This is a genomic window from Sphingobium baderi (genome assembly GCF_001456115.1).
Taxonomy (GTDB): Bacteria; Pseudomonadota; Alphaproteobacteria; order Sphingomonadales; family Sphingomonadaceae; genus Sphingobium; species Sphingobium baderi_A.
In genome coordinates, this window is sequence record NZ_CP013264.1 from 1,346,016 (window position 1) to 1,369,787 (window position 23,772).

Genomic DNA, 23,772 nt, shown 5'->3' on the forward strand with positions numbered 1-23,772 from the left:
ATGAACATGTTGACCAGTCTCAAGACGCTTTTGTTTTCCTCCGCCGCGATGAAGATGCCTCTGGCCGGTGACGGGTCCGGCGCGACCCTTCCGGCGGGAAAGGTTGATTTCGCGGCATTGCTGAACGGTTCCATGAAGGGGCATGTCGCGGTTTCCGATACCCCGGCGTTTTCCGCCGGAGCGACTGCGAAGGAGGGGGTCGTGGACGCAGGGGCGGATGTTGCCGTGCCCCCTCCCGCCGCGCCGCCCGCGACTGACGCCCCATCCATTGCGCCTGAGATGCTGGAAGAGCCGGTCCTTCCGGCTATCCCATCCATCGTTCCGGATATTTCCGCGGCTGTAGAGCGACCGGTCACAGCCGTGCCGCCTGTGGGAACGCCGGTGGACGACGCGGAGAAGGGCGAAGCCACGGACCAGACCGCTGTTTCCGGCGCCGGGATCATCGCGGATTACAAGCCCAGGACCGCCGTGGATCATTTGCCGGAGCAGCCCGCGATTGCCCGTCCCGTACCGGACGACAAGATCGATGAGGCCGAACCTGTGGAGGGCGGAGAACCGGCTGACGAAAATGAGGTGAAGGAAACGGGCGAGGATGTGGCAGCGGTCGCTCCGCCGACTGTCCCTGCCCAGCCAGTGATCGTCGCGCCTGTGCCTGAAATGGTGCGCCCCGCTCCTGTCGATCAGCCTGTGATGGCTGCGGAAAAGGTCAAGGTGGCGGTTTCCACGCCGTCCGTTCCTGCACCGGCGGGGACGGTACGCTCGTCGAGCAAGCCGGAGGTTGCTGCTCAACCGCAGGCAGAACCCGCCGTGCCGAATGACGGAACCCAAAATACCGTTTTGACGGACAAGAAGCCGTCGATTGCTCCTGGCAAAGTCACCAGCAAGGATGCGCTGTTATCGCCCGATGATGAGGCGGCGGCCTCTCCCGTGGTGGGAACAGTTTCGCCGTCCGCCGCGCCCGCCGGTAAATTGGCGCGGTCGGAAGCCCTTTCGCTGCTCCAGATGGTGCGCGAACAGTTTGCGCGGACTTCTCCTGAAACCGCGCGCGTGCCTGAAGCGATGGCGGCGGCGCATAAAGGCGGACGGGATGGTAAGCCGACGATCGCGGAACCCACCATGCCGCCCGCGATAGCCGTCAGTGATGCCGATCCTGCGGGCGCAACGGCTTCCGCCCAGCCGCAGCCTGTGGCCACCGGTGTTCCGGCTCCTGCGGTCGCCGCCATGATGCCGACCGTCGATGTCGGTGCATCGCTGGGCGCGCAGGTGGTCGATATGGGCGTGTCGGGGCAGTGGATCGACGGTCTGGCGCGCGACATTGCCGGTTTGGCGCAGAATGGCGCGCATGGACGCTTCCAGATCAACGCCAGTCAGCTGGGGTCCGTTCAGGTCGATATCCGGCAGGGCGCCGATGGTGCTGCCGTCAGCCTGACGGTCGCCAATGAGGCGGCGGAGATCGCCCTCAAGCAGGACAGCGATCGCCTTCGGCTGGATGCGGGACTGGCGGCCGTTCGTATCGCCGACGTGAAGATCGAGCGCGCGCCGCATGTGGCGGAAGCCGCCCGCCCGGACGGCGCGGGACAATCCGGCAACCAGCAATCGGGGCAGCAGCAGCCGGGGCAGCAATCCTCTTCGCAAGGGTCTGCGTCAGGCTGGCAGGGCGCCGGGCAAGGCGCCGGGCAAGGCATGGCCCAGTCGGAACGCCAGGGCCAATGGCAAGCGCGGGAAAATATCGCCTCCGGCCATAAAGGAAGCGCCGACAGGGCCGTTATTAACCAAAAGGACGCAGGTGACGGCGCAGGCGATGCCCGCCGCGCGCGCTATGCGTGATCGACCAGTTCCAGGGGACATGAACCATGAGCGATGAGGCGAAGGCCAAGAAGAAAAAAGGCGGGAGCATGAAAATGATCATCATGCTTGTCATCGCCACGCTTGTCGGGGGCGCGGGGGCCGCCGGCGGGCTCTATGCGGCCGGTTTCTTCTCGCACAAGGAAGAAGGCCCCAAGGAAGATCCAACCAAGCCTGTGCTGGTGCTGGCGGGCGAAAATGCCGAGGAAGTCGCCAAGGCCCACGGCATGGGCGGCGGCGGGCATGGAGGGGGTGGCGCGGCTGTCGCGGGCCATGCGCCGGGCAAGGGCATCGACCTGCCGACGCCGACGAATCCGACCGCCTATCAGGCGACCTATTTCCAACTGCAGACGCCCTTCACGTCCAACATGTCCGATACGGACGCCTTCGCGCAGATTTCACTCGCCGTGTCGACCTATTACGACATGCGCGTGATCGAGGCGATCAAGACGCATGAGATGGCGATTCGCAGCCAGGTGCTGATGCTGTTGGCGCAACAGCCCGAAACCATGCTGGCGACGCCTGACGGGAAGAAAGAGCTTCAGGTCAAGATCAAGGCCGTTATCAACGATGTTTTGAAGCAAAAGACGGGTTATGGCGGCGTCGATAACGTTTATTTTACCAATTTCGTTATTCAATAGGGCTGCCTGAACGTCGGGAAGTCCCCCGACGAACGGGCTGGGGACTTTCATGAACGACGTTCAATCCTATGCATTGGGACGCGGGGAATCGCAGGCTCCGGTCATGCTGTCCGGACTCGACCGGCTGGGCGAAAAGCTTGGCCGGCGCATCCGCACACTGATCGAGCCGATTTCCGGCATCCGCCCGCATGTGACCGCTGAAGCGACCCGCGTGCTGGAATTCGGCATGTGGTCGGGCGAACTGCCCGACTTCTCCAGCATTTCCTTCTATCGCCTGACCCCGCTCAAGGGGCAGATGCTGCTGCGGATGGACGCGGCGATGATTTCGGTGCTGGTCGACTGCTTTTATGGCGGCGTCGGCAATCGCCCCATGCCGTCCAAGGGGGAATTCACGCCTACCGAAGACCGGTTGATCGCGCGGATCGCCGAAGCGCTCGTAACGCGGCTGATGGAATGTTGGGGCGAGGTGATCGCTCTCGACGCCGGCTTGGTCGCGCGTGAGACCGGGCTAGGTTTTGCCGCCGCCGCGCAGCCGAGCGACCAGATGGTGCTGCAACGCTTCACGATCAGCCTCAGCCGCGATCAGTCATGGCCGATCGACCTGCTGTTTCCGCTTTCCGCCCTGCGGGGCGTCGAGGCGCTGATGGGCGTTCGGATGCCCACGGACGAAGAACATGTCGATCCCGTCTGGCAGGCGCGTATCGCCCGCCAGATGCAGGACATCCGCCTGCCAGCGCGCACTGTGCTGGCGCGGCCCAATCTTTCGCTCGCCGATCTGATGCAGCTCAAGGCGGGCGACGTCATCCCCGTGACCATCGGACGCAGCCTGCCGCTGATCGTCGGCGACCGTATCGTGGCGCACGGAACCATCGGTGAACAGGATGGCCGCGCCGCCTTCCAGATCGAAAAGCTTGCACAAGGACCGGATCAATGAGTGACATGACAGAAGCGCCGCGCATGGACCGGCATGAGGATGCCGCGGTCGGCATGGCCTCCAACCGCCAGTTCAAGCTGCTGGCGGACATTCCCGTCCGCATGTCGGTGGAAGTGGGATCGACGTCCCTGCGCCTGGCGGAGGTCATGGACCTGGCCGAAGGCTCCATCGTGGAACTGGACCGTCAGGCCGATGATCTGCTCGACATCATGGTGAACGGCGCGCTGATCGCCAAGGGCGAGGTGGTGACGGTCAATGGCCGATATGGCATCCGCATCGTCGATATTGCCGCCACCGAAACCCGTCTGGCGGGCGTCGAGCGGCGCGGCTGATCGCAGGCGCAAGTCTTTTCGCTTGCGTTGCGGGCCGTTCTTGCGGATCGGATGGCGCATTAACCATAGTCGCGGGGCCGCTTCATGTTCTGGTACTTCGTCAAACTGCTGATCCTGCTGCCGCTGGTCGGCGGCATGGCCTTCGGCGCGCTGTGGCTGTGGCGCAAATATCAGCCCGGCATGATGGCGGGTCAGGACGGCCGGTCGCTCAAACTGCTTGAGGCATTGCCGATGGGGACGTTCGGCAAGCTGGCGGTGGTGGAGTTTGAGGGGAAGAAAATCCTGCTGTCCGTCACGCGCGGGCGGATCGAGAAGATCGCGGAAGGCGATCCGTTCCGTGCGCGTTAAGACGCTTCTGATCGGTTTTGCACTGCTGGGGGGCGGGTTGCTGCTCGTCCATCCGGCGTTGGCGCAGGCGGTTCCGGCGGCACCCGTCGACAATGGCGGCGCGCTGAGCCGGGCCATGGGGCAGATTTCCGGCGATGGCCGCCCATTGTCGCTGAGTTTGCAGATCCTGGTGCTGATGAGCCTGCTGACGGTGCTGCCGTCGCTCGTGCTCATGATGACCAGCTTCACGCGCATCATCATCGTGCTGTCGCTGTTGCGGCAGGCGCTGGGATTGCAACAGACGCCGCCCAATCAGGTGCTGGTGGGCCTCGCGCTGTTCCTCTCGCTGTTCGTGATGCGCCCTTCCATCGACCAGATCAACGCGCAGGCGTTCGATCCCTATGGCAAGGGCCAGATTTCCATCGAGGAAGCGGTGGGCCGCTCCGGCAAGGTGCTGCACGGCTTCATGGTGAAGCAGACGCGGGAGACGGACCTCAAGCTGTTCGCCAATATGGCCGAAGCGCCCGCTTTCCGGTCGTCCGCCGACATTCCCTTTTCAATCCTGCTGCCCGCCTTCGTGACGAGCGAACTCAAGACCGCCTTCCAGATCGGCTTCATGATCTTCCTGCCGTTCCTCATCATCGACCTTGTCGTGGCGTCCACCTTGATGGCGCTGGGCATGATGATGCTGTCGCCGACGATCATATCCATGCCGTTCAAGCTGCTGCTGTTCGTGCTGGTCGATGGCTGGGCGCTGACCATGGGGTCGCTCGCCGGCTCCTTCGCGACATAGGGCCGGACCGATGGAGAACGCCGATTTCTTCATGGGGCTGGCGCAGCAGGCGCTGTGGATCACGGCGCTGGCGGCGGCGCCGATCCTGATTCCGGCCCTGATCGCGGGCGTGCTGATCGGCATGGTGCAGGCCGCGACCTCCATCAACGAACAGACGTTGAGCTTCATTCCCAAGATCATCGTGGTGTGCGCCATGCTGGCGCTGTTCGGCGGGTCGATCATGGTGCTGGTCGCGGACTTCACTCGCGAAATATTTGAGCGGATACCGGACCTGCTGCAATGATGGCGCCCGGCTTTGCGGGCGTGGAAACACAGCTCTGGATCTGGCTGATCGCGATGATCCGGCCCGGAGCGGCCTTTATCGCCGCGCCGGTATTCGGTGCGCCCGCGGTGCCGTTGCAGTTGCGGCTGATCCTGTCGCTGGCGCTGGGGCTGGCGGCGCTCAACGCCGTGCCGATCCATCTGCCGCAGGACGGCGTGGCGAGCTTCGAAGGCGTGATGCTGGTCGCGGGGGAAGTGCTGGCCGGGCTTGCCATGGGGTTCGCCGTGCAGATCGGCTATGCCGCCGCCTTCGTCGCGGGGGAGGCGATCGGCAACAGCATGGGCCTGGGCTTCGCCGCGATGGTCGATCCGCAATCGGGCCAGTCGACACAGGTGGTGGGGCAGTTCCTGTCCATCCTCGCAACCTTCCTGCTGCTGGCGATGGACGGGCATCTGATGCTGGCGAGCTTCGTGGTGCAAAGCTATCAGGCGCTGCCGCCGGGCGCGGCGATGCTGAGCAACGATGCGGTGTGGCACCTGATCGAATTTGGCGGGGCGCTGCTGGGGGCGGGCGTGACCATCGCGCTGCCGGTGGGCTTCGCGCTGGTGCTGGTGCAGATCGTGATGGGAATGCTGGCGCGGACCGCGCCTTCGCTCAACCTGTTCGCCGTTGGGATGCCGGTTGCGCTGATGGCGGGACTGGTGCTGCTCGCCATCGCCACGCCGGTGATGGGCGAGGGCATTGCCGCCGCGCTCAAGGCCGGGCTGGAGCAGGCCCAGTCGATCGCGGAAGGACGCTGAGCCATGGCGGAGGGCAATAGCGGCGAAAAGACCGAAAAGCCGACACAGAAGAAATTGCAGGACGCCGCCAAGAAGGGCGACATCCTCCAGTCCCGCGAGCTGGGAACCGCGCTGGTGGTGATGGCGGGAATCGGCTGGCTGGCGGTGATGGGGCCTTCGCTTGTCGAGGCTTTGTCGCACATGCTGATCGAAGCGCTGCGTTTCCGGCGGGAGGATATTGTCGACTTCGCGCCCGCCGACCGGGGCATGGCGCTGCTGTCGGGGATCGCGCTGCCGGTGGGCGGCATATTGCTGGCGACGCTGATCGCCGCCATCGCCGCGCCCGCGCTGCTGGGATCGCTGGGGTTTCGGCCGGGAGCGTTCGCGCCCAAGGCGTCGAAGCTCAATCCGGCATCGGGCCTCAAGCGCATGTTCGGCGTCAACGGGCTTATCGAATTGATGAAATCCATGGCGAAGGTCGGCTTGCTCGGCGCGATCGGCGCGTGGGTGATCTGGGACCGGCTGACGGCTATAGTCGGGCTGGGCAAGGCTGGCGTCGCGCCCGCCATGTCGAGCCTGGGCGACATGTTCATCATGACCTGCCTCATCATGGCGGGCGGGCTGTTTCTGATCGCGGGGATCGACGTGCCCGCGCAAATCTTCCAGCGGGGCAAGCGTCTCGCCATGTCGAAGCAGGACTTGAAGGACGAGAATAAGGAAAGCGAAGGATCGCCCGAACTCAAGGGGCATATCCGCCGCAAGCAATATGAGGTGCTGAACGGGTCGACCCGTCAGGCCGTGGCCGAAGCCAGCGTCATCATCACCAACCCGACCCATTTCGCCGTCGCGCTGCGCTACAAGCCGGGCGAAGACCCAGCGCCCATCGTCGTGGCGCGCGGCTGTGACGCCATCGCGGCCGCCATCCGTGATCTGGCCGATCAAAATGGCGTTCCCGTCATGCAATTTCCCGAACTGGCGCGCGCGGTCTACTTCACGTCGCGGGCCGGGCAGGTCATCAATGAAGGGCTATATATGGCGGTTGCGACCGTATTGGCCTTCGTTTTCCGCGTGGAAAACCGCATGGCGAGCGAAATGGACCGGCCCTTCATCACCGTGCCCGACGACCTGCGTTTCGACGCAGACGGGCAGAAGATGTGACAGGCCGGCAAAAAAACGCGATATGGTGAATTAAAGTTTAGCCGCGATCATCCGTATTCCCTTCATGGGGACGCATTAGGATGTGCGTCATGAGCGACTATCTGTCGAAGAGCGAGATATCCTCTGCGGATCGGGCATCGGCCCGGCCCAATGCCGTGCCCGCCGTTTCGGCCGCCCAGTCCGTGACCGTGAAGCCGGACAATGGCGATGCCGCAGCCTCTCGCGGGCGCGCTCCCGCGCTGCCGGCCCGCGATCAGGCGGCCTTCGAGGAAGAGATTGCGGGCGCCGCGGAATATGCGCGCATCCATGCGGAAATCGCGGACATCATGGCCGATATGCGGACCGACCCGGCCGCCTCGGTGGCCGCGGCGACCTCGCGGATCGAAGCCATGCTGCCGACGCCGATCATCATCGTGCCGTTGCCGCCCGCCAGCAAGGAAGCGGTGGAAAGCACCGTGATGCTCGCGCGGCGGATGGCCGATCAATCGCGCTACGCCCATGCGGCGCAGGCGCATATGAAACGCGGCACGGTGGATCAGATCCTGTCCGCGGTGGTTTGAAAATCCATTGCCGCCGATGGGCGGCGCTTGACGAAAATCTTTCCTAAAGGTCTTGGCGCTAGGGCCGTTCTTCCATTCTGAAAGGACGGGCACATGACCTCGGTTAGCAGCAGTATCTCAACAGCGCTGGGCGTCGGGTCGGGCATTGACACCAATGCGCTGGTTTCCAGCCTGGTGAGCGCCGCCCGCGATCCCAAGCAAAAGGTCATCACCGACCGCCAGAGCCTGAACAGCGCGCGTATTTCCGCGCTCGCTTCAGCGTCCAGTTCGCTCGATGCGTTTGCCGATGCGCTGAACAGCCTGCTTTCGGGCACGGGTTATTCCGGCGTGCCCGCCTCAAACGATCCCAGCGTCGCGACGGTCAGCGCTCTGCCGGGCGGCACGCCGCAGGGCCTGCCCGCGCAGCTTCAGGTGCAGCAGCTTGCCTCCGGTCGCACGCTTGCGACGGCGCCGGACCCCAATGTGTCGGCCACGGCCCTCGTCGGGGCGGGCACGCTGACCCTGACGGTGGGCAATGGCGCGCCCAAGAATATCGTCCTCACCGCATCGAGCACCTATGCCGACCTGGTGAGCGCCATCAATAGCAGCGGAACCGGCGTTACCGCCTCGCTCGTCACCGATACGCAGGGAACGCGGCTGGTGATGAAAGGCGCGAGCGGAGAGGCCAACGACTTCTCGCTGAGCGCCGATTCCGCCGAACTGGAAAAATTCGCCTGGTCGAAGGCGGGGCCGAACGCCAATTCTTCCTTCACTTCCGCGTCGACGGCCCAGGATGCGATCATCCTGCTGGACGGCGTGGAGCAGCATTACGCCACCAACACCGTCGATACGGCCATTCCCTATCTGCGGATCGACCTCAACAAGGCGTCGCCGGGCACATCCGTCACGCTGGCCACGACCGAGCCGACCACGTCGATGCGCGACCTGATGGTGGAATTCGTCGATGCCTACAACACGCTGATGAAGGCGCTGAACACCGCGACGTCGAAAGGCGCCGATTCCTCCAGCGCGGGCGTGCTGAACGGCGAATCCTCCATCCGCGACATGAAGCGCCAGCTTTCGCAGATGACGTCGGCGGCGCTGTCTCCCACCGGTGCATACAAGACGCTGGCGGATCTGGGCGTCACGACCAATCGCGACGGCACGCTGACGCTGGACACCAAGACATTGGACAAGGCGATGGCGGCCGATCCGTCCGCGATCACGCAATTGCTCAATCCGGCGGTCAAATCCGGCAGCAATCCGGGTCTGGCCGGTCTGATGGACAATGTGCGCGACAATATCCAGCAGAAGGACGGTCCCCTCGCCAGCGCGCAGAGCAAATATGATGCGCTGGCAAAGAACCTGTCCGCGCAGCTTGAGAAACTGAGCGACCAGATGACGGATTATCAGGCGCAGCTCACGAAAATCTACACGGCCATGGAAACGCGGTTGACCGCGCTCAAGGCCACCCAGAGCTATCTGAAACAGCAGATCGACTCCTGGAACAACAGCGACAATTAAGCAGGGACGCAAGGGCAATGTTCTATAATCAGGGATATGCGGGCAATATGGCGGCGCGGCGCTATGCGGCCGTCCATTCGGGTGCGCGAACGCAAGGCGCGACGCCCCATGCGCTGGTGAAGATCCTGTTCGACGAATTGCTGATCGCGCTGGAAGCCACCGTGCTGGCCGAGCGGCAGAACGACCGGCTGAAGGTGTCGGACAAGCAGGCGCGCGCCATGTCCATCCTCTTTGCGCTCGAATCCAGTCTCGATTTCGACAAGGGTGGCGACATCGCCATCGGCCTTGCCCAAATCTATCGCGAAGCGCGGCGGCTGTTGCTCGTGGGCGCGAAGGAACGCAACGCCGAGGCCGTCGAACAGGCCCGCGTCATGATCGATGAAATCGCGGATGCGTGGGGCCAGATCGGCTGAAGCCGTCATCCGGTCCGCCTGTGCGGGGTTGCGCCTTTACAGGCGCCCTTGTATAGGCGGCTCTCGCAAAGGGCGGCCCGGCGGGGGCCGCCTTTTTGCGTTTCGCCAAATGTCTATCGGACGAATATTTATCAGCCCAGAAAGGGAAGCATCATGTCGATACCGCCGCTCATGCCCGTCTACCCCCGGTGCGATGTCCGTCCGGTGCGAGGCGAAGGCTGTTACCTGATCGGCGAACGCGGCGAACGCTATCTCGATTTCGCCAGCGGCATTGCCGTGAACCTGTTGGGTCATGGCCATCCCCGGATCGTGAAGGCGATCGCGGATCAGGCCGCCACGCTGATGCACACGTCGAACCTCTACGGCATGCCGCTGGGCGAAAAATTCGCGCAGCGCCTGGTCGACGCGACCTTTGCCGATACGGTGTTCTTCACCAATTCCGGCGCGGAAGCGGTGGAATGCGCGATCAAGACGGCGCGGCGCTATCATTATGTGAACGGCGCGGCGCACCGGTATAAGATCATCAGCTTCGACAATGCCTTTCATGGGCGGACGCTGGGCACCATTTCGGCCACCAGCCAGCCCAAGATGCGCGACGGGTTCGAGCCGCTGTTGCCGGGCTTCACGGTCGTGCCGTTCAACGATCTGGAAGCCGCGACGGCTGCCGTTGACGACGATACCGCCGGTTTCCTGCTGGAGCCGGTGCAGGGCGAAGGTGGCGTCACGCCCGCGACGCAGGAATTTCTGGCTGGTCTGCGTAAGCTGTGCGACGAGAAGGGGCTGCTGCTGATCCTGGACGAAGTGCAATGCGGCTATGCGCGAACCGGCACCTTCTTCGCGCATGAGCAATATGGCGTCAGGCCCGACATCATGGCCGTGGCCAAGGGGATCGGCGCTGGTTTCCCGCTGGGCGCGTGCCTTGCGACCGAGGACGCGGCCAAGGGCATGGTGTTCGGCACCCATGGTTCGACCTATGGCGGCAATCCGCTGGCGATGGCGACGGGCCTGGCCGTGCTGGACGAAGTGCTGGCGGACGGTTTCCTCGATCGCGTCAAGGCGATGGGCGCGCGGCTGCGTTCCGCGCTGGAGCAGCTTATCCCCAATCATGACGGCATGTTCGAGGATGTGCGCGGCATGGGGCTGATGCTGGGCGTCAAGATGAAGGACGCCTATGATGCGCGCGCTTTTGTGGCGCATCTGCGCGATCATCACGGGTTGCTGACGGTGTCGGCGGGGCAGAATGTCGTGCGTATCCTGCCGCCGCTGGTGATCGAGGACAGCCACGTCGCCGAATGCATCGAGCGGATTTCAGCCGGTGCGCGCAGCTTTGCCGGGGAAACGGCGGCCGCCTGACATCATCTTCCCTATCCGTTCGCTTCGCGTGACGTCGAGGAGCCTTGCACGGCGTTTCCCGACCAGCGCGAAACGGACGGAATATGGGAATGGAGGTTATTCATGACCAGACATTTTCTCAACCTGACCGACGCGGGCGGCGACGCCATCGCCGCGATGATCGCCGACGCCATCGACCGCAAGGCGGCACGCAAGGCCCTGCCCAAGGGCGCGACCGATGCGGATGCGCCGCTCGCCGGACGGACGCTGGCGATGATCTTCGAGAAAAATTCGACCCGCACGCGCGTCTCCTTCGACATGGCGATCCGGCAACTGGGCGGCAATTCGCTGATCCTGGACGGCGCGACCAGCCAGCTTGGGCGCGGTGAAACAGTGGCGGATACGGCCCGCGTGCTCAGCCGCATGTGCGATGCGATCATGATCCGCACGGACGACCATGCGAAGATCGAGGAAATGGCGCACTATGCCAGCGTTCCGGTCGTCAACGGCCTGACCGACCTGTCGCACCCCTGCCAGATCGTCGCCGATCTGCTGACGGTGGTGGAGCATGGGCTGGCCCTGCCGGGCAGCCAGTGGGCGTGGCTGGGCGACGGCAATAATGTGCTCCATTCGATCGTGGAGGCGGCGGGCCTGCTCAAGTTCGACGTCCGCATCGGCGTGCCCGAAGGCTATGATCCCGATCCGTCCTTCGCGGAGGCGGCACAGGCGCTGGGATCGCGCATCACCCTGACCCGCGATCCGCAGGCGGCGGTGGCGGATGCCGATGTCGTCGTCACCGACACATGGATTTCCATGGGACAGGCCCACGCGGACGAAAAGCTGAAGGCGATGATGCCCTATCAGGTGACGCCCGCGCTGATGGCCGGGGCGAAGGCGGACGCGAAGTTCCTCCATTGCCTGCCCGCGCATCGCGGCGAGGAAGTGGTGGCGGAGGTCATCGACGGACCGCAGTCGTTGATCTGGGATGAAGCGGAAAACCGCATCCATGCCCAGAAATCCGTCCTGCTGTGGGCGTTCGGCCTGCTCGGTTGAGTTTTGCGGCGGCATTCCTATCTAGCCGGGGTTCATCCCCGCCCTCGGGGATGCTGTCCTTCTCTCCCGCCGTTCGTGCGGCGATAATCGGAGCCCGTTTTTGACCTTTTCCGCCAATGTCGACCAAGCTCTGGGTTTCACCATTCCCTCGCGCCATGTGCGCGGACGGATCGTGCGCCTCGGGCCTGTGCTGAACGATGTGCTTGCCGCGCATGACTATCCGCCGCAGATCGAGCGCCTGCTAGCCTCCGGTCTGGTGCTCGCGGCGCTGCTCGGCAGCACGCTCAAGGATGCCGGGGGGCAGCTCACGCTGCAGGCGCAGACGGAAAATGGCGTGGTGAGCCTGCTGGTGGCCGATTACAAGGCGGGCGAACTGAGAGGCTATGCCAAATTCGATGCCGACCGTCTGGCGGAGCTTGGCGCCGACCCCACGCTGTTCGGGCTGTTTGGCAAGGGCTATCTTGCCATCACCTTCGATCAGGCGGTGACCGGCGAGCGTTATCAGGGCATCGTGCCGCTGGATGGCGAATCGATCGCGCAGGCGGCGGAGCATTATTTCTTCCAGTCCGAACAAATTCCCAGCATCATCCAGATCGCAACCCGTCATGAGGCGGACGGATGCTTCGCGGCGGGCATGCTGCTCCAGCACCTGCCCGAAGGCGAAGTCGGCCGCGAGCGGCTGCATGTGCGGCACGATCATCCCGAATGGGAGCATGTGCAGGCGCTGGCGATAACGTTGAAGGACGAGGAACTGACGGACGACATGCTTCCGCTGGCGGATATGCTCTGGCGGCTGTTCCATGAGGAGCAGGAGGTGCGCGTGACGGAAAGCTCTGTCCTGGCCAAGGGATGCCGTTGCGACCTGGACCATATCCGCGACGTCATTGGCCGTTTTTCCGAGCAGGAGCGCGCGGAAATGGCGGACGAACGCGGGGTGATCGGCGTCGATTGCGCCTTTTGCTCGCGCCTGTTCCCGCTCGCGCTCGATAGTTTCACCCGGCACTGATCCGCTCGATCGGGGCAGGACCATGTCCCACATTGGGGCAGGGCCATCCTTCCTGCGCTATCAAATTGCCGCAATTGGGCACTATTCCGCTTATCTGGGGACGTGGAAGGGCGGCCGGCTGTTTGCCGACGATGCGTAGCGGGGCTATTGAGGATCTATGGTGACGATGTGGTTGCGTGCGATCATTGTGGGAACGTTGATGATGGCGGCAGGAACGGCCGCGGCAAAGCCGCAACGGCTGGTCGCGCTCGATACGGTGCAGCCGGGCGAATGGGAATTGCGCGCGCTGGAGAAGGATGGAGGAAAGCGCCGGATCTGCGTGCGCGATCCGCGTCAGCTCCTCCAGACGGAACATGCCCGCCACCAATGCCGCTTCTTCACCGTGAAAGATGAACCTGCCGCAGCATCGGTCACTTATGACTGCGCGGCGGGCGGCGGAGGACGCACCGACGTGCGCGTCGAAACGCCGCGGCTGGTGCAGATTCGATCGCAAGGCGTGGCGAACGGCGCGCCTTTTGCACGGGTCATGGAAGCTCGTCGCATTGGCGCCTGCCGCTAGGAAGCCGGGCTTGCGCGTGCGGGGATGGGGCGTTAGCGCATCACGCCATGGTCGCAAATAAAGGAAAATTCGCCGTCGTCCTGCTTTCGGGAGGACTGGATTCAATGGTTGCCGGCGGGCTGGCTCGCGAGGCGGGTTATCATGTGCTGGCGCTGACGATTGATTATAATCAGCGGCATCGCGTGGAACTGCGCGCGGCGGCGCGTATCGCAAAGGCGTTGAATGCGATGTCCCACATCGTCCTGCCGCTGGACCTGACCGCTTTTGGCGGGTCGGCGCTGACAGCCGACATCGCGGTGCCCAAAGGAGGCGTGGGGGCTGATATTCCCGTCACCTATGTTCCGGCCCGCAACGCCATATTTCTTTCGCTGACACTGGGACTGGCCGAGGCGGCGGGCGCGAACGATGTATTCATCGGCGTGAACGCGCTGGATTATTCCGGTTATCCCGACTGCCGCCCGGAATTTATCGATGCGTTCCAGAAGATGGCGACGCTGGCCACCAAAGCGGGCGTGGAAGGCAAACCCGTTCGCATCAACACACCGCTTCAGCATATGAGCAAGGCGGACATCGTGCGGGAAGCCCATCGGCTGGGGCTGGATGCGGGGATGAGCTGGTCATGCTATGATCCCGCGCCCAACGGCCAGCACTGTGGCCTGTGCGATAGCTGCCGGTTGCGGGCCAAGGGTTTTCAGGAAGCGGGTCTGACCGACCCCACCCATTATGCGACGCGGCCCTGAAGGCTTCATGCGATGAGCTATGCGGTCAAGGAAATGTTCCTGACCCTCCAGGGAGAGGGGGTGCATGCCGGACGCCGGGCCGTGTTCCTGCGTTTTGCCGGATGCAACCTCTGGACCGGCCGCGAACGTGACCGGGCCGACGCCGTCTGCCGCTTTTGCGATACCGATTTCGTCGGCACCGATGGCGAAGGCGGCGGCAAATTCCCGGACGCCGCCGCGCTCGCCGATGCCGCGCAGGATTTTTGGGGACAGGACCGGGCGCTGCGTTACATCGTCCTGACCGGGGGCGAGCCGATGTTGCAGATCGACGATGCCCTGGTCGATGCGCTGCACGATCGTGGCTTCACCATTGCGATAGAAAGCAATGGAACCTTGCCGGTCCATCCGGGAATCGACTGGGTCTGCATCAGCCCCAAGGCCGGCAGTGATGTCGTCCAGAAAAGTGGCGATGAGCTAAAGCTTGTATGGCCGCAGCCGGGCGCGGGCCATTCCGTGGAAGAGGTCGACGCCATGGAGCAATGGGCGTTCGGTCATCTGCTGGTCCAGCCGCTCGACGATGCGGCGGCGGCGGACAATGTCAAAGCCGCCATCGCCTTTGTGATGGAGCGCCCGCGCTGGCGGCTGACGCTCCAGTCCCACAAATATCTGGGTCTGCGTTGAGACCGTTTCGTCAGGGCCGTGCGTTCGTCCCGGCTTCCCATTGCTGCTGGCAGGCGGGCGTCAGCTTGCCCTTTTTCCAGCATTTGGCATCGAGCGAGGGCAGCGATAGCGAATAGCTGCGGCCCGGATCGCCATAATATTGATCGCTTGCCAGGATCAGGGATTTCTTGATGGATGGCAGGCCGCTGCGCGCCACTTCATGCAGCTTGCCGCGATCCGCGAAGATTGCCTGCCGCCCGACTTCACCGGCAGCCTGACAGAATCCGCGCTGCGCCTGAACCGTCGAATAACCGGAATAGATGCGGGTGCCATATTGGTCGGCGGCCGACTGGCCCGGCTTGCCCTTGCCCACGGTCCGCTGGAAATAGCCCAGCACCGTCGCCATCGCCGCGTCGAGTTCCGCGTCATGATGGGCGATCATCGCATTATAATTGCTGATCGCGAGGAGCGTCGGCTCGAACTGGCATTGCAGGGCGGCGACATTCAGCGCCGCGCGCAGATTCCACACCAGACCCGCGCGGATTTCCGCAGCCGTGGCGCCTGGCAGGCCCAAGGCGGTAGCGGCCTGATCGTCGGTCAGGGGCGGCGCGCTCAGGTCCGGGGGCGACCAGTAGAACTGGGCGGCGGCGGGCTGGACCGCCATGGCGGCGGCCATGGCGAGGCCTGAAAGCAGGTGGCGTGTGGCAAAGCGGAACGTCATCTAAAATCCTTCTCCGAAGAAGGGCGGAATATCACCCCGCATGGCACTGGTCACTAGCTTTGCGAGGTTCGCCTGCATCTTGTGTCCGTTTGCCACGCCCTTATTGGTCGGCGACCACTTCGGCGCCCTGATCGGCTGATTCGCCGATCTCTTCCTTTTTCCTGTCGGGCCTGGCCGTAGCGACGCTTTCATTGCTCGCATTTCCGGCCGGCATGACGGTGGCGGTGCCCTCGCTCTGGACGCCATCCAGATCGGTCATCGCGTCGGTCGCGGTGCCGTCGATCACTTCCATATCCTTCATCTGCACGGCGTTGCCGCCCTTATCCCCGCCGCCGCATCCTATGAGGGTGGCGCAGCCGCTCAAAAGGACGGCTTTAATGAGGATTTTTGCCGTGGCATGCATCCGGGTCTCCTTGTTCAATGGCTAAGCCCGGCAGCCCCCCGCCCGGCAAAGCGGCGACCCTAACGGCCCGTTCAATATTGCTCAACCCCCCGTGCCGCACCGGCCCAGATGACCGAGAAATGCAGGGAAATGAGCCCTTAGCGCAGCATCCAGTTCCGCCATTCCAGCCTTGCAGCCCAGCGCGGCCATGCTTGTGACCGGATATTCGCTGATCCCGCACGGCACGATGCCGCCAAAATGCGACAGGTCGGGATCGACGTTGATGGAAAAGCCATGGAGCGTGATCCAGCGGCGCACACGGATGCCCAGAGCGCCGATCTTTGCTTCCCGGCCGTGCTCATCGTTCGTCCAGATGCCGATGCGGCCTTCCGCCCGCCGCGCGGAGATACCCAGATCAGCGAGCGCCGCGATCATCCATCCTTCAAGATGATGGACGAAATTTCGCACGTCCCGCCCACGGTCGCGCAGGTCGATGTTGAGGTAGCCGATACGCTGGCCCGGCCCGTGATAGGTGTAGCGGCCTCCACGGCCCGCGACGTGAACGGGAAACCGCGGATCGATCAGTTCGGCCGGATCGGCGCTCGTTCCCGCCGTATAGAGCGGGGGATGTTGAAGCAGCCATATGCGCTCCTTCGCTTCCCCGGCGAAGATCGCGGCGGCACGCGCCTCCATGTCCGCCAAGGCTTCGGGATAATCCACCTGTGCGGTTTCGGCGCGCCATTCGACGCGGCCGGCTGCTTCGGACACGGACGGAAAAGGAGAGGGGGCGGTCATGGCGTTTCCTTGACTTGCGCGAAGCGAGCGATCAAGTCTCCAGCGCATTTTCGCGCAAGGGATGAAGGCATAAAGATATGGCGGCATTGTCGATCGGCAAGGCATGGGAAGACAGCCTGGCTTTCATCAAGCGCGAAGGGAGCCTGTTGTTTCCCGTCGCCCTGTTGTTCCTGTCTGTGCCGATGGCCATCCTGCAACTGATGATCCCGCCAGACTATATGCGGATGGCGCCGGGCCAGACGCTGGCTTCGCTGCCGCCGCTGCCCGGGACGGTGAAGATTGCGATGATCGTGGCTGGGATCGTCATGTTGATTGGATCGCTCGCGGTCTATGCGCTGGCGTTGCGACCGGGCATCAGCGTGGCGGAGGCGATCCGCCTCGCCATCAAGCGGCTGCCGGTGATATTGGGCGCGTCTGTGCTTGTCGGTATTGCGCTCATGTTCGTCCTGTTCGGCGCGGCGATGATCGGCGGTCTGCTGTCGGTCGCGATCGGCAAGGTGGGCGGGCTGATCCTTGCCGCCGCGCTGATGCTGGCGGCGATGCTCTATGTCAGCGCACGAATGTTGCCGCTCAGCGCCCTTGTCATCGATCATCGGCAGGGAGTGATGGCCGCGCTCAGGCAGACGCTGTCGTTGACGCGGGGGCAGGCCGGGCGACTGGGGGCCTTCATCCTCGTTTCGATGATGCTGATTCTGGTGGTCCAGATCGCCGTGCAGTCGATATTCGGCATCGTCGGCACGCTGATTCTGGGGCAGGAAGGCGGAAGATCGGTCAGCGACATCGCCGTCGCCCTCGCGGCGGGGGCTGCGAACGTCTATCTGATGGTGTTCACCGCGCGCATTTATCGCCAACTGGAGGGGGCATAAGCGCCCCTCCGCGTCAGTCCAGCAGCGGCACCTGCGGCGCTGCATCGCGAGGCAATATGCCGGCCAGGCGCGGATCGGCGAAAATCTCCACCTCCCGTGCGAAGGGGCGGAAGCCGTGTTTCTGGTAGAAGCCCAACGCCGCGGGGCTGTCGAGCGTGCAGGTGTGCACCCATAAACGCTCCACATCCTTGCGCCATGCCAGCGCCTTGGCCTGCATCATCAGCCATTGGCCAAATCCCTTGCCGTTGAGGCCGGGTATGAGGCCTAGAAAGGCGAGTTCGCAATCGGGCAGCGACCGAAAATCCAGTTCCAGCAGGCCCACTTCCACGCCGCGCGGGTCCGTCACCGCATAAATGGACACGGCCGGATCGTGGATGATGGCGGCCAGCGCGGCGTCATCCATCACCAGCCGCGAAAACCAGAGCCAGGGCGTGCCAATCCGGCGGAACAGCGTCCGATAGGCATCCAGTCCAGGCTCTTTCCACGGCGCCAGCCGCAGCGGAGCGGGCGGGATGGGGGCGGGCATTGGCCGTTCGCGCATTTCCAGATGGGTGACGATGGCCGCGACCTGTCCTTTCGCCACGGGCGTCAGGCTCATGAGCTTCAGCTCCAGCTTGCCATGGGCGGCAGGCTCATCAGAATCGCGTCGATGTTGCCGCCGGTCTTGAGGCCGAACAGCGTGCCGCGATCGTGGACGAGGTTGAATTCGGCATAGCGTCCCCGCCATTCCAGCATCGAGCGATATTCTTCTTCCGACCAGCTTTCGTGCATCCGCCGCCGCACGATGGGCGCGAAGGCTTCCAGAAAAGCCTCTCCCACAGAACGGGTGAAGGCGAAATTGGCATCGAAATCGCCCTCCAGATGATCGTAGAAGATACCGCCAACGCCCCGGTGCACGCCGCGATGCGGGATGAAAAAATAATCGTCCGCCCATGCCTTGAACCGTGGGTGATAGTCCGGGTCATGGGCGTCGCAGGCGGCCTTGAGCACATTATGGAAATGGGCCGTATCCTCCTCGCGCGGCAAGGGCGGGTTGAGGTCCGCGCCGCCGCCGAACCAGCTTTTGGCCGTCACCAGATAGCGCGTGTTCATATGAACGGCGGGCACATGCGGGCTGGCCATATGAGCAACCAGACTGATGCCCGTCGCGAAAAAGGCGGGATCGTCGTCTGCCCCATGGATCGTCTTTGCGAATTCGGGAGCAAAAGCGCCGCTGACAGTGGATACGTTGACGCCGACCTTCTCGAACACCTTGCCTTTCATCACGCCGCGCACGCCGCCGCCGCCCTCGCCCGCAACAAGGCCCGGTGCTTCGCGATCCCAAGGGGTGAAAACGAAGCGCGCATCGCTTCCCGCTTCCCGCTCGATGGCCTCGAACTGCTCGCAGATGCGGGTTCGCAGCGATTCGAACCAGTCGCGGGCGGATTGCTGTTTGGGATCGAGCGTCAATGTCATTGCGGAAACTTTCCAGTCTGGCGTAGGGCTTCGGCCACCGCGATGCCCGTCGAAACGGCGATGTTCAAGGATCGAAATCCCGGCGCCATCGGAATACGCACGCGAATATCGGCCATGTCGCGCACCGCAACCGGCACGCCCGCGCTTTCCGATCCCATCAGCAGGACGTCGCTCTCCTGAAAGGCGACGTCAGGCAGGCGTTGCGATGCGTGGCTGCTCATGAGGATCAGGCGGCGGCCTTCAGAGCGGCGCAGGGCGTCGAAGGCTTCGAAATTCGCATGGCGCGTGACCTCCGCCGCCGCGCCGTAATCCATCGCGGCGCGTTTCAGGCGAGAATCGGAAAAGGCGAATCCGGTCGGCATGATGATGTCCACTGGCACGGAAAAACAGGCGGCAAGCCGTAAAATGGCGCCGACATTTCCCGCAATCTCGGGCTGATAAAGGGCGATACGCATGCCGCGCGCATAAAGCAGCAGGGCAAATTGTCATAGCCATGTCCAAATTGCTGTTGGCAAAATGCGCTCCCTGAGGTTATCAGGCCCGCGAACACGCTAGGGGGAAAGCGGGGGCCGTCGCTTTATAGGCACCCAAATTCCTTGATAATCAGGGCCGGAGACGGCAATGCGGCGGGATCAGGGACGTTCTTGCAAGGGTTGAGGTGCATGGCGAGCGTTGAACATACGGACGGCGAAATACAAGCCGGCGGAGACGGAGTGCGCCGCCGCGATTTTATCAACATCGCCGCGGTGAGCTTTGCGGGGGTCGGCGCGGTTGTCGTCGTCCTGCCGCTGATCGATCAGATGAATCCCAGCGCCGACGTGCTCGCGCTGGCATCGACGGAAGTCGATCTTTCGGCGATTCAGCCGGGACAGGCGATCAAGACGACCTTCCGGTCGCAGCCCCTGTTCGTGCGTCAGTTGACGGACAAGGAAATAGCTGAAGCCGACAAGGTCGATATTTCCACCCTGCGCGATCCGCAGACGCTGGAAGAACGCACCGTCGACGGCAAGAAGCAGTGGCTTATCACCATGGGCGTGTGCACCCATCTGGGCTGTGTGCCGCTGGGCGCGGGCGAGGGTGAGAATCGCGGCGAATATGGCGGCTATTTCTGCCCCTGCCACGGTTCGTCCTATGACACCGCGGCCCGCATTCGTAAGGGCCCCGCGCCCAAGAACCTGGAAGTGCCGAAGTTCAGCTTCACTTCCGACACTGCCATTCTTGTAGGCTGAGGTAAGAAACGATGAGCTTTCCCTGGGCTGAGCATTACACTCCCAAGCATCCGCTGATGCAGTGGGTCGACGAGAAGCTGCCGCTTCCGCGCCTCGTCTACAACGCGGTGGGCGCCGGTTATCCGGTCCCGCGCAACCTCAACTATTTCTGGAACTTCGGTGTCCTCGCCGGCCTCGCGCTGGTGATTCAGATCGTCACCGGCGTTGTCATGGCCATGCACTATGGCGCGAACACGCTGGTCGCTTTCAGCACCGTCGAACAGACGATGCGTGACGTGAACGCGGGCTGGCTGATGCGCTATGCCCACGCGAACGGCGCGAGCTTCTTCTTCATCGTGGTCTATCTCCACATCTTCCGCGGCCTCTATTTCGGTTCCTACAAGGCGCCCCGCGAAATGGTGTGGCTGCTCGGCCTCGTCATCTTCCTGCTCATGATGGCGACCGCTTTCATGGGCTATGTGCTTCCCTGGGGGCAGATGAGCTATTGGGGCGCGAAGGTCATCACTGGCCTGTTCGGTGCGATCCCCGTCGTGGGCGAGCCGATCCAGACCTGGCTGCTGGGTGGTTTTGCGCCCGGTAACGCGTCGCTCAACCGCTTCTTCTCGCTGCACTTCCTGCTGCCCTTCGTGATCGCGGCGGTCGTGATCCTGCATATCTGGGCGCTGCACATTCCGGGTTCCTCGAATCCGACCGGCGTGGAAGTGAAGGGGCCGCAGGACACCGTTCCTTTCCACCCCTATTATACGGCGAAGGACGGTTTCGGGGCGGGCGTGTTCCTGATCCTTTTCGCGGTCCTGCTGTTCTATGCGCCGAACTATCTCGGCCACCCGGACAATTATATCGAAGCAAACCCGCTTTCGACGCCCGCGCATATCGTGCCGGAATGGTATTTCTGGCCCTTCTATGCGATCCTGCGCGCCTTCACCGTGGACTTCTTCTTCATTCCGGCGAAGCTGCTGGGTGTGCTCGCGATGTTCGCGTCGATCCTGCTGCTGTTCTTCCTGCCCTGGCTGGATACCTCGCCGGTGCGTTCGGGCAGCTATCGTCCGACCTTCAAGAAGTTCTTCTGGATACTCGTCATCGACGTGCTGATCCTGGGCTATTGCGGCGGTGCTCCGGCGGCGGAACCCTATGTGATGATCTCTCAGGTCGCGGCGGCTTATTATTTCGCCCACTTCCTGATCATCCTTCCGCTGATCTCGCGCTTTGAAAAGCCGCTGCCGCTGCCGAACTCGATCACCGAGGCGGTCCTTGCGAAATATGGCCATGCCGACGGCGAAACCGCCGCGGTCCCGGCCGAATAAGGGGTAGATACAACCATGGTTCGCATCGGCGCATTTCTCGTCGGCCTCTTTTTCGCTGGCTGGCTGCTGATCTCTTTTCTGGTGGGCGCGGTGGCCTTTGTCACCGACCCGCCGGCCAAGACGGTGGAGCATGAATTCCACCGGGATCCCAAGCATGTGTCTTTTTCGTTCGACGGGCCTTTCGGCAAGTACGACCAGGCGCAGCTTCAGCGTGGTTTCCAGGTCTTCAAGGAAGTCTGCTCGGCCTGCCACAGCCTGCACTATGTCGCTTTCCGCGATCTGAAGGGCATTGGCTATAACGAGGCGGAGATCAAGGCGATCGCCAAGCAGTGGGCGATCAAGACCCCCGACGTCGATCCCAAGACGGGTGAAATGTCGACCCGCGATCCGATCCCGGCGGATTATTTCCCCAAGCCCTTCGCGAATAATGTCGCAGCGGCCGCGGCGAACAACAATGCGATCCCGCCGGATCTGTCGCTGATGACCAAGGCCCGCCATCATGGTTCCGCCTATGTTTATTCGCTGCTGACGGGTTTCCAGTCGCAACCGGCCGAACTGCTCAAGGAGTTCCCGGATGCCAAGACGCCGGAAGGGCTGCATTACAACCCCTATTTCGCCAACCTGAACCTTGCCATGGCGCCGCCGCTGACGGCTGAGGGCCAGGTAACCTATGGCGACGGCACCAAGTCGACGGTGGACCAGATGTCGCAGGACGTTGCGGCTTTCCTGAGCTGGACGGCGGAACCGAAGCTGGAAAACCGCCGCCGCGCCGGCCTGGCGACGATCATCTTCCTGCTGATCGCCACCGGCCTTGCCTATATGTCCTATCAGAACATCTGGGCGGACAAGAAGAAGGCGGCCTGATGGCGGAACGCCAGGGCGTTTGAATGTTCAGGGGCGCGGTCCGCAGGGGCCGCGCCCTTTTTCATGTGAGGAACAGATGAGCATCGACAGCCTGACCGCCCTGGTTCGCACCATTGCGGATTTCCCCAAGCCTGGCATCCAGTTCCGCGACATCACCACCCTGCTGGCGGACGGAGCGGGTTTTCGGGAACTGGTCGATCATATGGCGCGGATTGTGGAACCGCTCGACCCGGATCTGGTGGTTGGGGTGGAAGCGCGTGGCTTCATTCTCGCGGCGGCGCTGGCTCACGCGCTGGGCAAGGGATTCGTGCCCGTGCGTAAGGCGGGAAAGCTGCCGGGACGCACGGTCGGCATCGATTATGTGCTTGAATATGGCGCCGATCGACTGGAATTGCATGAAGGACAGGTGCCGCGGGGCGCGCGCGTATTGTTGGTCGACGACCTGATCGCGACCGGTGGGACGGCTCAGGCAGCGGCGCAACTGCTCCGGGAACAGGGCGCAAACGTGCTGATGGCCATCTTCGCCATCGATCTTCCCGATCTGGGCGGCAGGCTGGCGTTGGAGGCAGATGGCGTCGCCACGGCGGCCATCATGGCTTTCGCGGGCCACTAAGCGTCTCGCCCAGCAGATCGACTGCTTCGGCAAGACGTTCGTCCAACAGGGAAAGCAACTGCGTCCAGCCCGATATGCCGCTGAGTTCTCCCGGGCCATCGGAAATGCCGCGCAGTCCCATCAAGGGCACCTCAAAACGCTGACAGGCCCGGGCGATCGCAAAGGTTTCCATGTCGACCATGTCCGCGTCGATCGCGGCATAGCCCTCCCCACCCACGATATTGGCTCCCGTGGAAAGGCGCGCAGTTTGCAAGGACAAAGGGGTCGTCAACGGCATGTCGACCGGATGATCGAGAAAAGGCGTCACGCCCCTGGCAATGCCGATGCGCGACGCATCCATGTCGCGCCACGAAACGCTGAGAACCTGATAGACTTCACCCAGCCGGCAAATCCGCGATCCCGCTGACCCCAGCGATATGACGAGGTCCGGCAGGGCGTGCCGTTGATCGAGCGTATGAAGGGCAATGCCGGTTGCCATCGCGGCCTCCACCGGACCAACGCCGGTCATCAGCGGCGTGAAGCGGCGGCGCAGATGAGAGCCATATTCCTGCTCTGCCGCCATCACGAACAGCACGCGCCGATTCGCGATCGTCTCACAACATGGCATCACAGATTCTCCGCTTCGGCCGAGAAGTAGGAACCGCTTTCATGACGATGCGCCACCTGG

30 protein-coding genes are annotated in these 23,772 nt (G+C 63.3%); 23 read left to right on the top strand and 7 right to left on the bottom strand.

What is annotated here, in order from left to right:
- From ATN00_RS06720 to queE, 18 genes are all read left to right on the top strand, one after another.
- Window positions 1–1,827, top strand: coding sequence for a flagellar hook-length control protein FliK (locus tag ATN00_RS06720; RefSeq protein ID WP_062063396.1), 1,827 nt, complete (start codon window positions 1–3; stop codon window positions 1,825–1,827).
- A 26-nt stretch (window positions 1,828–1,853) separates the two neighbouring features.
- On the top strand, window positions 1,854–2,486 hold the full coding sequence (locus ATN00_RS06725) for a flagellar basal body-associated FliL family protein (RefSeq protein WP_062063398.1): 633 nt from the start codon (window positions 1,854–1,856) through the stop codon (window positions 2,484–2,486).
- A 49-nt stretch (window positions 2,487–2,535) separates the two neighbouring features.
- A complete protein-coding gene (locus ATN00_RS06730; RefSeq protein ID WP_062063400.1) occupies window positions 2,536–3,420 on the top strand; it encodes a flagellar motor switch protein FliM in 885 nt (294 codons plus the stop codon).
- Entirely contained in the window at window positions 3,417–3,752 is a 336-nt protein-coding gene (fliN, locus tag ATN00_RS06735; protein ID WP_062063402.1) for a flagellar motor switch protein FliN, read from the top strand. The genes ATN00_RS06730 and fliN overlap by 4 nt, the downstream gene beginning before the upstream one ends.
- A gap of 84 nt (window positions 3,753–3,836) precedes the next feature.
- A complete protein-coding gene (locus ATN00_RS06740; RefSeq protein WP_021244588.1) occupies window positions 3,837–4,100 on the top strand; it encodes a FliO/MopB family protein in 264 nt (87 codons plus the stop codon).
- Complete coding sequence (gene fliP, locus ATN00_RS06745; protein WP_062063404.1) at window positions 4,090–4,872, top strand: flagellar type III secretion system pore protein FliP; 783 nt, start codon at window positions 4,090–4,092, stop codon at window positions 4,870–4,872. The genes ATN00_RS06740 and fliP overlap by 11 nt, the downstream gene beginning before the upstream one ends.
- 10 nt (window positions 4,873–4,882) lie before the next feature.
- Window positions 4,883–5,155, top strand: coding sequence for a flagellar biosynthesis protein FliQ (fliQ, locus tag ATN00_RS06750; protein ID WP_021244590.1), 273 nt, complete (start codon window positions 4,883–4,885; stop codon window positions 5,153–5,155).
- A complete protein-coding gene (gene fliR / locus ATN00_RS06755; RefSeq protein WP_062063406.1) occupies window positions 5,152–5,934 on the top strand; it encodes a flagellar biosynthetic protein FliR in 783 nt (260 codons plus the stop codon). The genes fliQ and fliR overlap by 4 nt, the downstream gene beginning before the upstream one ends.
- Window positions 5,935–5,937: 3 nt before the next feature.
- Window positions 5,938–7,071 (top strand): EscU/YscU/HrcU family type III secretion system export apparatus switch protein, encoded by a 1,134-nt coding sequence (locus ATN00_RS06760; RefSeq protein WP_062063408.1) that lies wholly within the window; start codon window positions 5,938–5,940, stop codon window positions 7,069–7,071.
- Window positions 7,072–7,160: 89 nt separating this feature from the next.
- Window positions 7,161–7,631 (top strand): hypothetical protein, encoded by a 471-nt coding sequence (locus ATN00_RS06765; protein WP_062063410.1) that lies wholly within the window; start codon window positions 7,161–7,163, stop codon window positions 7,629–7,631.
- 93 nt (window positions 7,632–7,724) lie between these two features.
- Window positions 7,725–9,134 (top strand): flagellar filament capping protein FliD, encoded by a 1,410-nt coding sequence (gene fliD / locus ATN00_RS06770; RefSeq protein WP_062063412.1) that lies wholly within the window; start codon window positions 7,725–7,727, stop codon window positions 9,132–9,134.
- 17 nt (window positions 9,135–9,151) lie between these two features.
- Window positions 9,152–9,547, top strand: a complete 396-nt coding sequence (locus ATN00_RS06775) for a flagellar export chaperone FliS (protein WP_062063413.1) — start codon at window positions 9,152–9,154, stop codon at window positions 9,545–9,547.
- Window positions 9,548–9,700: 153 nt separating this feature from the next.
- Window positions 9,701–10,900 (top strand): aspartate aminotransferase family protein, encoded by a 1,200-nt coding sequence (locus tag ATN00_RS06780; RefSeq protein WP_062063415.1) that lies wholly within the window; start codon window positions 9,701–9,703, stop codon window positions 10,898–10,900.
- Window positions 10,901–11,002: 102 nt separating this feature from the next.
- Entirely contained in the window at window positions 11,003–11,932 is a 930-nt protein-coding gene (gene argF, locus ATN00_RS06785; protein ID WP_062063417.1) for an ornithine carbamoyltransferase, read from the top strand.
- Between the two features lie 100 nt (window positions 11,933–12,032).
- Complete coding sequence (hslO, locus tag ATN00_RS06790; protein WP_062063419.1) at window positions 12,033–12,938, top strand: Hsp33 family molecular chaperone HslO; 906 nt, start codon at window positions 12,033–12,035, stop codon at window positions 12,936–12,938.
- Between the two features lie 157 nt (window positions 12,939–13,095).
- Window positions 13,096–13,497: a DUF3617 domain-containing protein gene (locus ATN00_RS06795; protein ID WP_062063421.1), complete on the top strand. Its 402-nt coding sequence runs from the start codon at window positions 13,096–13,098 to the stop codon at window positions 13,495–13,497.
- A 47-nt stretch (window positions 13,498–13,544) separates the two neighbouring features.
- On the top strand, window positions 13,545–14,237 hold the full coding sequence (queC, locus tag ATN00_RS06800) for a 7-cyano-7-deazaguanine synthase QueC (protein WP_062063423.1): 693 nt from the start codon (window positions 13,545–13,547) through the stop codon (window positions 14,235–14,237).
- 12 nt (window positions 14,238–14,249) lie between these two features.
- Window positions 14,250–14,897: a 7-carboxy-7-deazaguanine synthase gene (gene queE / locus ATN00_RS06805; RefSeq protein WP_062063425.1), complete on the top strand. Its 648-nt coding sequence runs from the start codon at window positions 14,250–14,252 to the stop codon at window positions 14,895–14,897.
- Window positions 14,898–14,907: 10 nt separating this feature from the next.
- Here the strand turns inward: queE and ATN00_RS06810 are convergent, their stop codons facing one another.
- The 3 genes from ATN00_RS06810 to lipB form a co-directional block, all read right to left on the bottom strand.
- A complete protein-coding gene (locus tag ATN00_RS06810; RefSeq protein ID WP_062063427.1) occupies window positions 14,908–15,597 on the bottom strand; it encodes a hypothetical protein in 690 nt (229 codons plus the stop codon).
- 100 nt (window positions 15,598–15,697) lie between these two features.
- On the bottom strand, window positions 15,698–16,000 hold the full coding sequence (locus ATN00_RS06815) for a hypothetical protein (protein ID WP_062063429.1): 303 nt from the start codon (window positions 15,998–16,000) through the stop codon (window positions 15,698–15,700).
- Between the two features lie 81 nt (window positions 16,001–16,081).
- Entirely contained in the window at window positions 16,082–16,774 is a 693-nt protein-coding gene (gene lipB, locus ATN00_RS06820; RefSeq protein WP_062063431.1) for a lipoyl(octanoyl) transferase LipB, read from the bottom strand.
- Between the two features lie 77 nt (window positions 16,775–16,851).
- Here lipB and ATN00_RS06825 point away from each other — a divergent pair, with 77 nt between their 5' ends.
- Window positions 16,852–17,640, top strand: coding sequence for a hypothetical protein (locus ATN00_RS06825; protein ID WP_062063433.1), 789 nt, complete (start codon window positions 16,852–16,854; stop codon window positions 17,638–17,640).
- Between the two features lie 13 nt (window positions 17,641–17,653).
- Here ATN00_RS06825 and ATN00_RS06830 read toward each other — a convergent pair whose 3' ends face one another.
- From ATN00_RS06830 to ATN00_RS06840, 3 genes are read right to left on the bottom strand one after another with little or no spacing between them, the layout of a single operon-like run.
- Window positions 17,654–18,238 carry a GNAT family N-acetyltransferase gene (locus ATN00_RS06830; protein ID WP_062063435.1) on the bottom strand — a complete coding sequence of 195 codons (585 nt, stop codon included), beginning with the start codon at window positions 18,236–18,238 and terminating at the stop codon, window positions 17,654–17,656.
- A gap of 5 nt (window positions 18,239–18,243) precedes the next feature.
- Window positions 18,244–19,095 carry an oxygen-dependent coproporphyrinogen oxidase gene (hemF, locus tag ATN00_RS06835; protein WP_062063437.1) on the bottom strand — a complete coding sequence of 284 codons (852 nt, stop codon included), beginning with the start codon at window positions 19,093–19,095 and terminating at the stop codon, window positions 18,244–18,246.
- Complete coding sequence (locus tag ATN00_RS06840) at window positions 19,092–19,550, bottom strand: tRNA (cytidine(34)-2'-O)-methyltransferase (RefSeq protein WP_062063439.1); 459 nt, start codon at window positions 19,548–19,550, stop codon at window positions 19,092–19,094. Before ATN00_RS06840 ends, hemF begins: the two co-directional genes overlap by 4 nt.
- A gap of 207 nt (window positions 19,551–19,757) precedes the next feature.
- Between ATN00_RS06840 and petA the strand changes: the two genes are divergently transcribed.
- The 4 genes from petA to ATN00_RS06860 all read left to right on the top strand — a co-directional run bounded on the left by petA (window position 19,758) and on the right by ATN00_RS06860 (window position 23,105).
- Complete coding sequence (gene petA, locus ATN00_RS06845) at window positions 19,758–20,324, top strand: ubiquinol-cytochrome c reductase iron-sulfur subunit (RefSeq protein ID WP_062063440.1); 567 nt, start codon at window positions 19,758–19,760, stop codon at window positions 20,322–20,324.
- Between the two features lie 11 nt (window positions 20,325–20,335).
- Window positions 20,336–21,628: a cytochrome b gene (locus ATN00_RS06850; RefSeq protein WP_062063442.1), complete on the top strand. Its 1,293-nt coding sequence runs from the start codon at window positions 20,336–20,338 to the stop codon at window positions 21,626–21,628.
- 15 nt (window positions 21,629–21,643) lie between these two features.
- The gene (locus ATN00_RS06855) at window positions 21,644–22,492 is read left to right on the top strand and encodes a cytochrome c1 (protein WP_062063443.1); all 849 of its coding nucleotides are present in this window, start codon (window positions 21,644–21,646) and stop codon (window positions 22,490–22,492) included.
- 76 nt (window positions 22,493–22,568) lie between these two features.
- A complete protein-coding gene (locus ATN00_RS06860; protein ID WP_062063445.1) occupies window positions 22,569–23,105 on the top strand; it encodes an adenine phosphoribosyltransferase in 537 nt (178 codons plus the stop codon).
- Here ATN00_RS06860 and ATN00_RS06865 read toward each other — a convergent pair.
- Window positions 23,083–23,712 carry a 5'-methylthioadenosine/S-adenosylhomocysteine nucleosidase gene (locus ATN00_RS06865; RefSeq protein WP_062063447.1) on the bottom strand — a complete coding sequence of 210 codons (630 nt, stop codon included), beginning with the start codon at window positions 23,710–23,712 and terminating at the stop codon, window positions 23,083–23,085. The genes ATN00_RS06860 and ATN00_RS06865 overlap by 23 nt on opposite strands.
- Window positions 23,713–23,772: the final 60 nt, after the last annotated feature.

Coding starts and splice junctions, on each gene's coding strand:
- ATN00_RS06780 (WP_062063415.1), top strand. CDS start 9,701: ATGTCGATACCGCCGCTCATGCCCGTCTACCCCCGGTGCGATGTCCGT.
- ATN00_RS06775 (WP_062063413.1), top strand. CDS start 9,152: ATGTTCTATAATCAGGGATATGCGGGCAATATGGCGGCGCGGCGCTAT.
- fliQ (WP_021244590.1), top strand. CDS start 4,883: ATGGAGAACGCCGATTTCTTCATGGGGCTGGCGCAGCAGGCGCTGTGG.
- ATN00_RS06765 (WP_062063410.1), top strand. CDS start 7,161: ATGAGCGACTATCTGTCGAAGAGCGAGATATCCTCTGCGGATCGGGCA.
- queC (WP_062063423.1), top strand. CDS start 13,545: ATGGTCGCAAATAAAGGAAAATTCGCCGTCGTCCTGCTTTCGGGAGGA.
- ATN00_RS06850 (WP_062063442.1), top strand. CDS start 20,336: ATGAGCTTTCCCTGGGCTGAGCATTACACTCCCAAGCATCCGCTGATG.
- argF (WP_062063417.1), top strand. CDS start 11,003: ATGACCAGACATTTTCTCAACCTGACCGACGCGGGCGGCGACGCCATC.
- ATN00_RS06865 (WP_062063447.1), bottom strand. CDS start 23,712: ATGCCATGTTGTGAGACGATCGCGAATCGGCGCGTGCTGTTCGTGATG.
- ATN00_RS06815 (WP_062063429.1), bottom strand. CDS start 16,000: ATGCATGCCACGGCAAAAATCCTCATTAAAGCCGTCCTTTTGAGCGGC.
- ATN00_RS06760 (WP_062063408.1), top strand. CDS start 5,938: ATGGCGGAGGGCAATAGCGGCGAAAAGACCGAAAAGCCGACACAGAAG.
- fliD (WP_062063412.1), top strand. CDS start 7,725: ATGACCTCGGTTAGCAGCAGTATCTCAACAGCGCTGGGCGTCGGGTCG.
- ATN00_RS06830 (WP_062063435.1), bottom strand. CDS start 18,238: ATGAGCCTGACGCCCGTGGCGAAAGGACAGGTCGCGGCCATCGTCACC.
- ATN00_RS06860 (WP_062063445.1), top strand. CDS start 22,569: ATGAGCATCGACAGCCTGACCGCCCTGGTTCGCACCATTGCGGATTTC.
- ATN00_RS06730 (WP_062063400.1), top strand. CDS start 2,536: ATGAACGACGTTCAATCCTATGCATTGGGACGCGGGGAATCGCAGGCT.
- ATN00_RS06720 (WP_062063396.1), top strand. CDS start 1: ATGAACATGTTGACCAGTCTCAAGACGCTTTTGTTTTCCTCCGCCGCG.
- ATN00_RS06855 (WP_062063443.1), top strand. CDS start 21,644: ATGGTTCGCATCGGCGCATTTCTCGTCGGCCTCTTTTTCGCTGGCTGG.
- ATN00_RS06825 (WP_062063433.1), top strand. CDS start 16,852: ATGGCGGCATTGTCGATCGGCAAGGCATGGGAAGACAGCCTGGCTTTC.
- ATN00_RS06725 (WP_062063398.1), top strand. CDS start 1,854: ATGAGCGATGAGGCGAAGGCCAAGAAGAAAAAAGGCGGGAGCATGAAA.
- ATN00_RS06740 (WP_021244588.1), top strand. CDS start 3,837: ATGTTCTGGTACTTCGTCAAACTGCTGATCCTGCTGCCGCTGGTCGGC.
- ATN00_RS06795 (WP_062063421.1), top strand. CDS start 13,096: ATGGTGACGATGTGGTTGCGTGCGATCATTGTGGGAACGTTGATGATG.
- fliN (WP_062063402.1), top strand. CDS start 3,417: ATGAGTGACATGACAGAAGCGCCGCGCATGGACCGGCATGAGGATGCC.
- ATN00_RS06840 (WP_062063439.1), bottom strand. CDS start 19,550: ATGCGTATCGCCCTTTATCAGCCCGAGATTGCGGGAAATGTCGGCGCC.
- lipB (WP_062063431.1), bottom strand. CDS start 16,774: ATGACCGCCCCCTCTCCTTTTCCGTCCGTGTCCGAAGCAGCCGGCCGC.
- fliR (WP_062063406.1), top strand. CDS start 5,152: ATGATGGCGCCCGGCTTTGCGGGCGTGGAAACACAGCTCTGGATCTGG.
- hemF (WP_062063437.1), bottom strand. CDS start 19,095: ATGACATTGACGCTCGATCCCAAACAGCAATCCGCCCGCGACTGGTTC.
- petA (WP_062063440.1), top strand. CDS start 19,758: ATGGCGAGCGTTGAACATACGGACGGCGAAATACAAGCCGGCGGAGAC.
- queE (WP_062063425.1), top strand. CDS start 14,250: ATGAGCTATGCGGTCAAGGAAATGTTCCTGACCCTCCAGGGAGAGGGG.
- ATN00_RS06810 (WP_062063427.1), bottom strand. CDS start 15,597: ATGACGTTCCGCTTTGCCACACGCCACCTGCTTTCAGGCCTCGCCATG.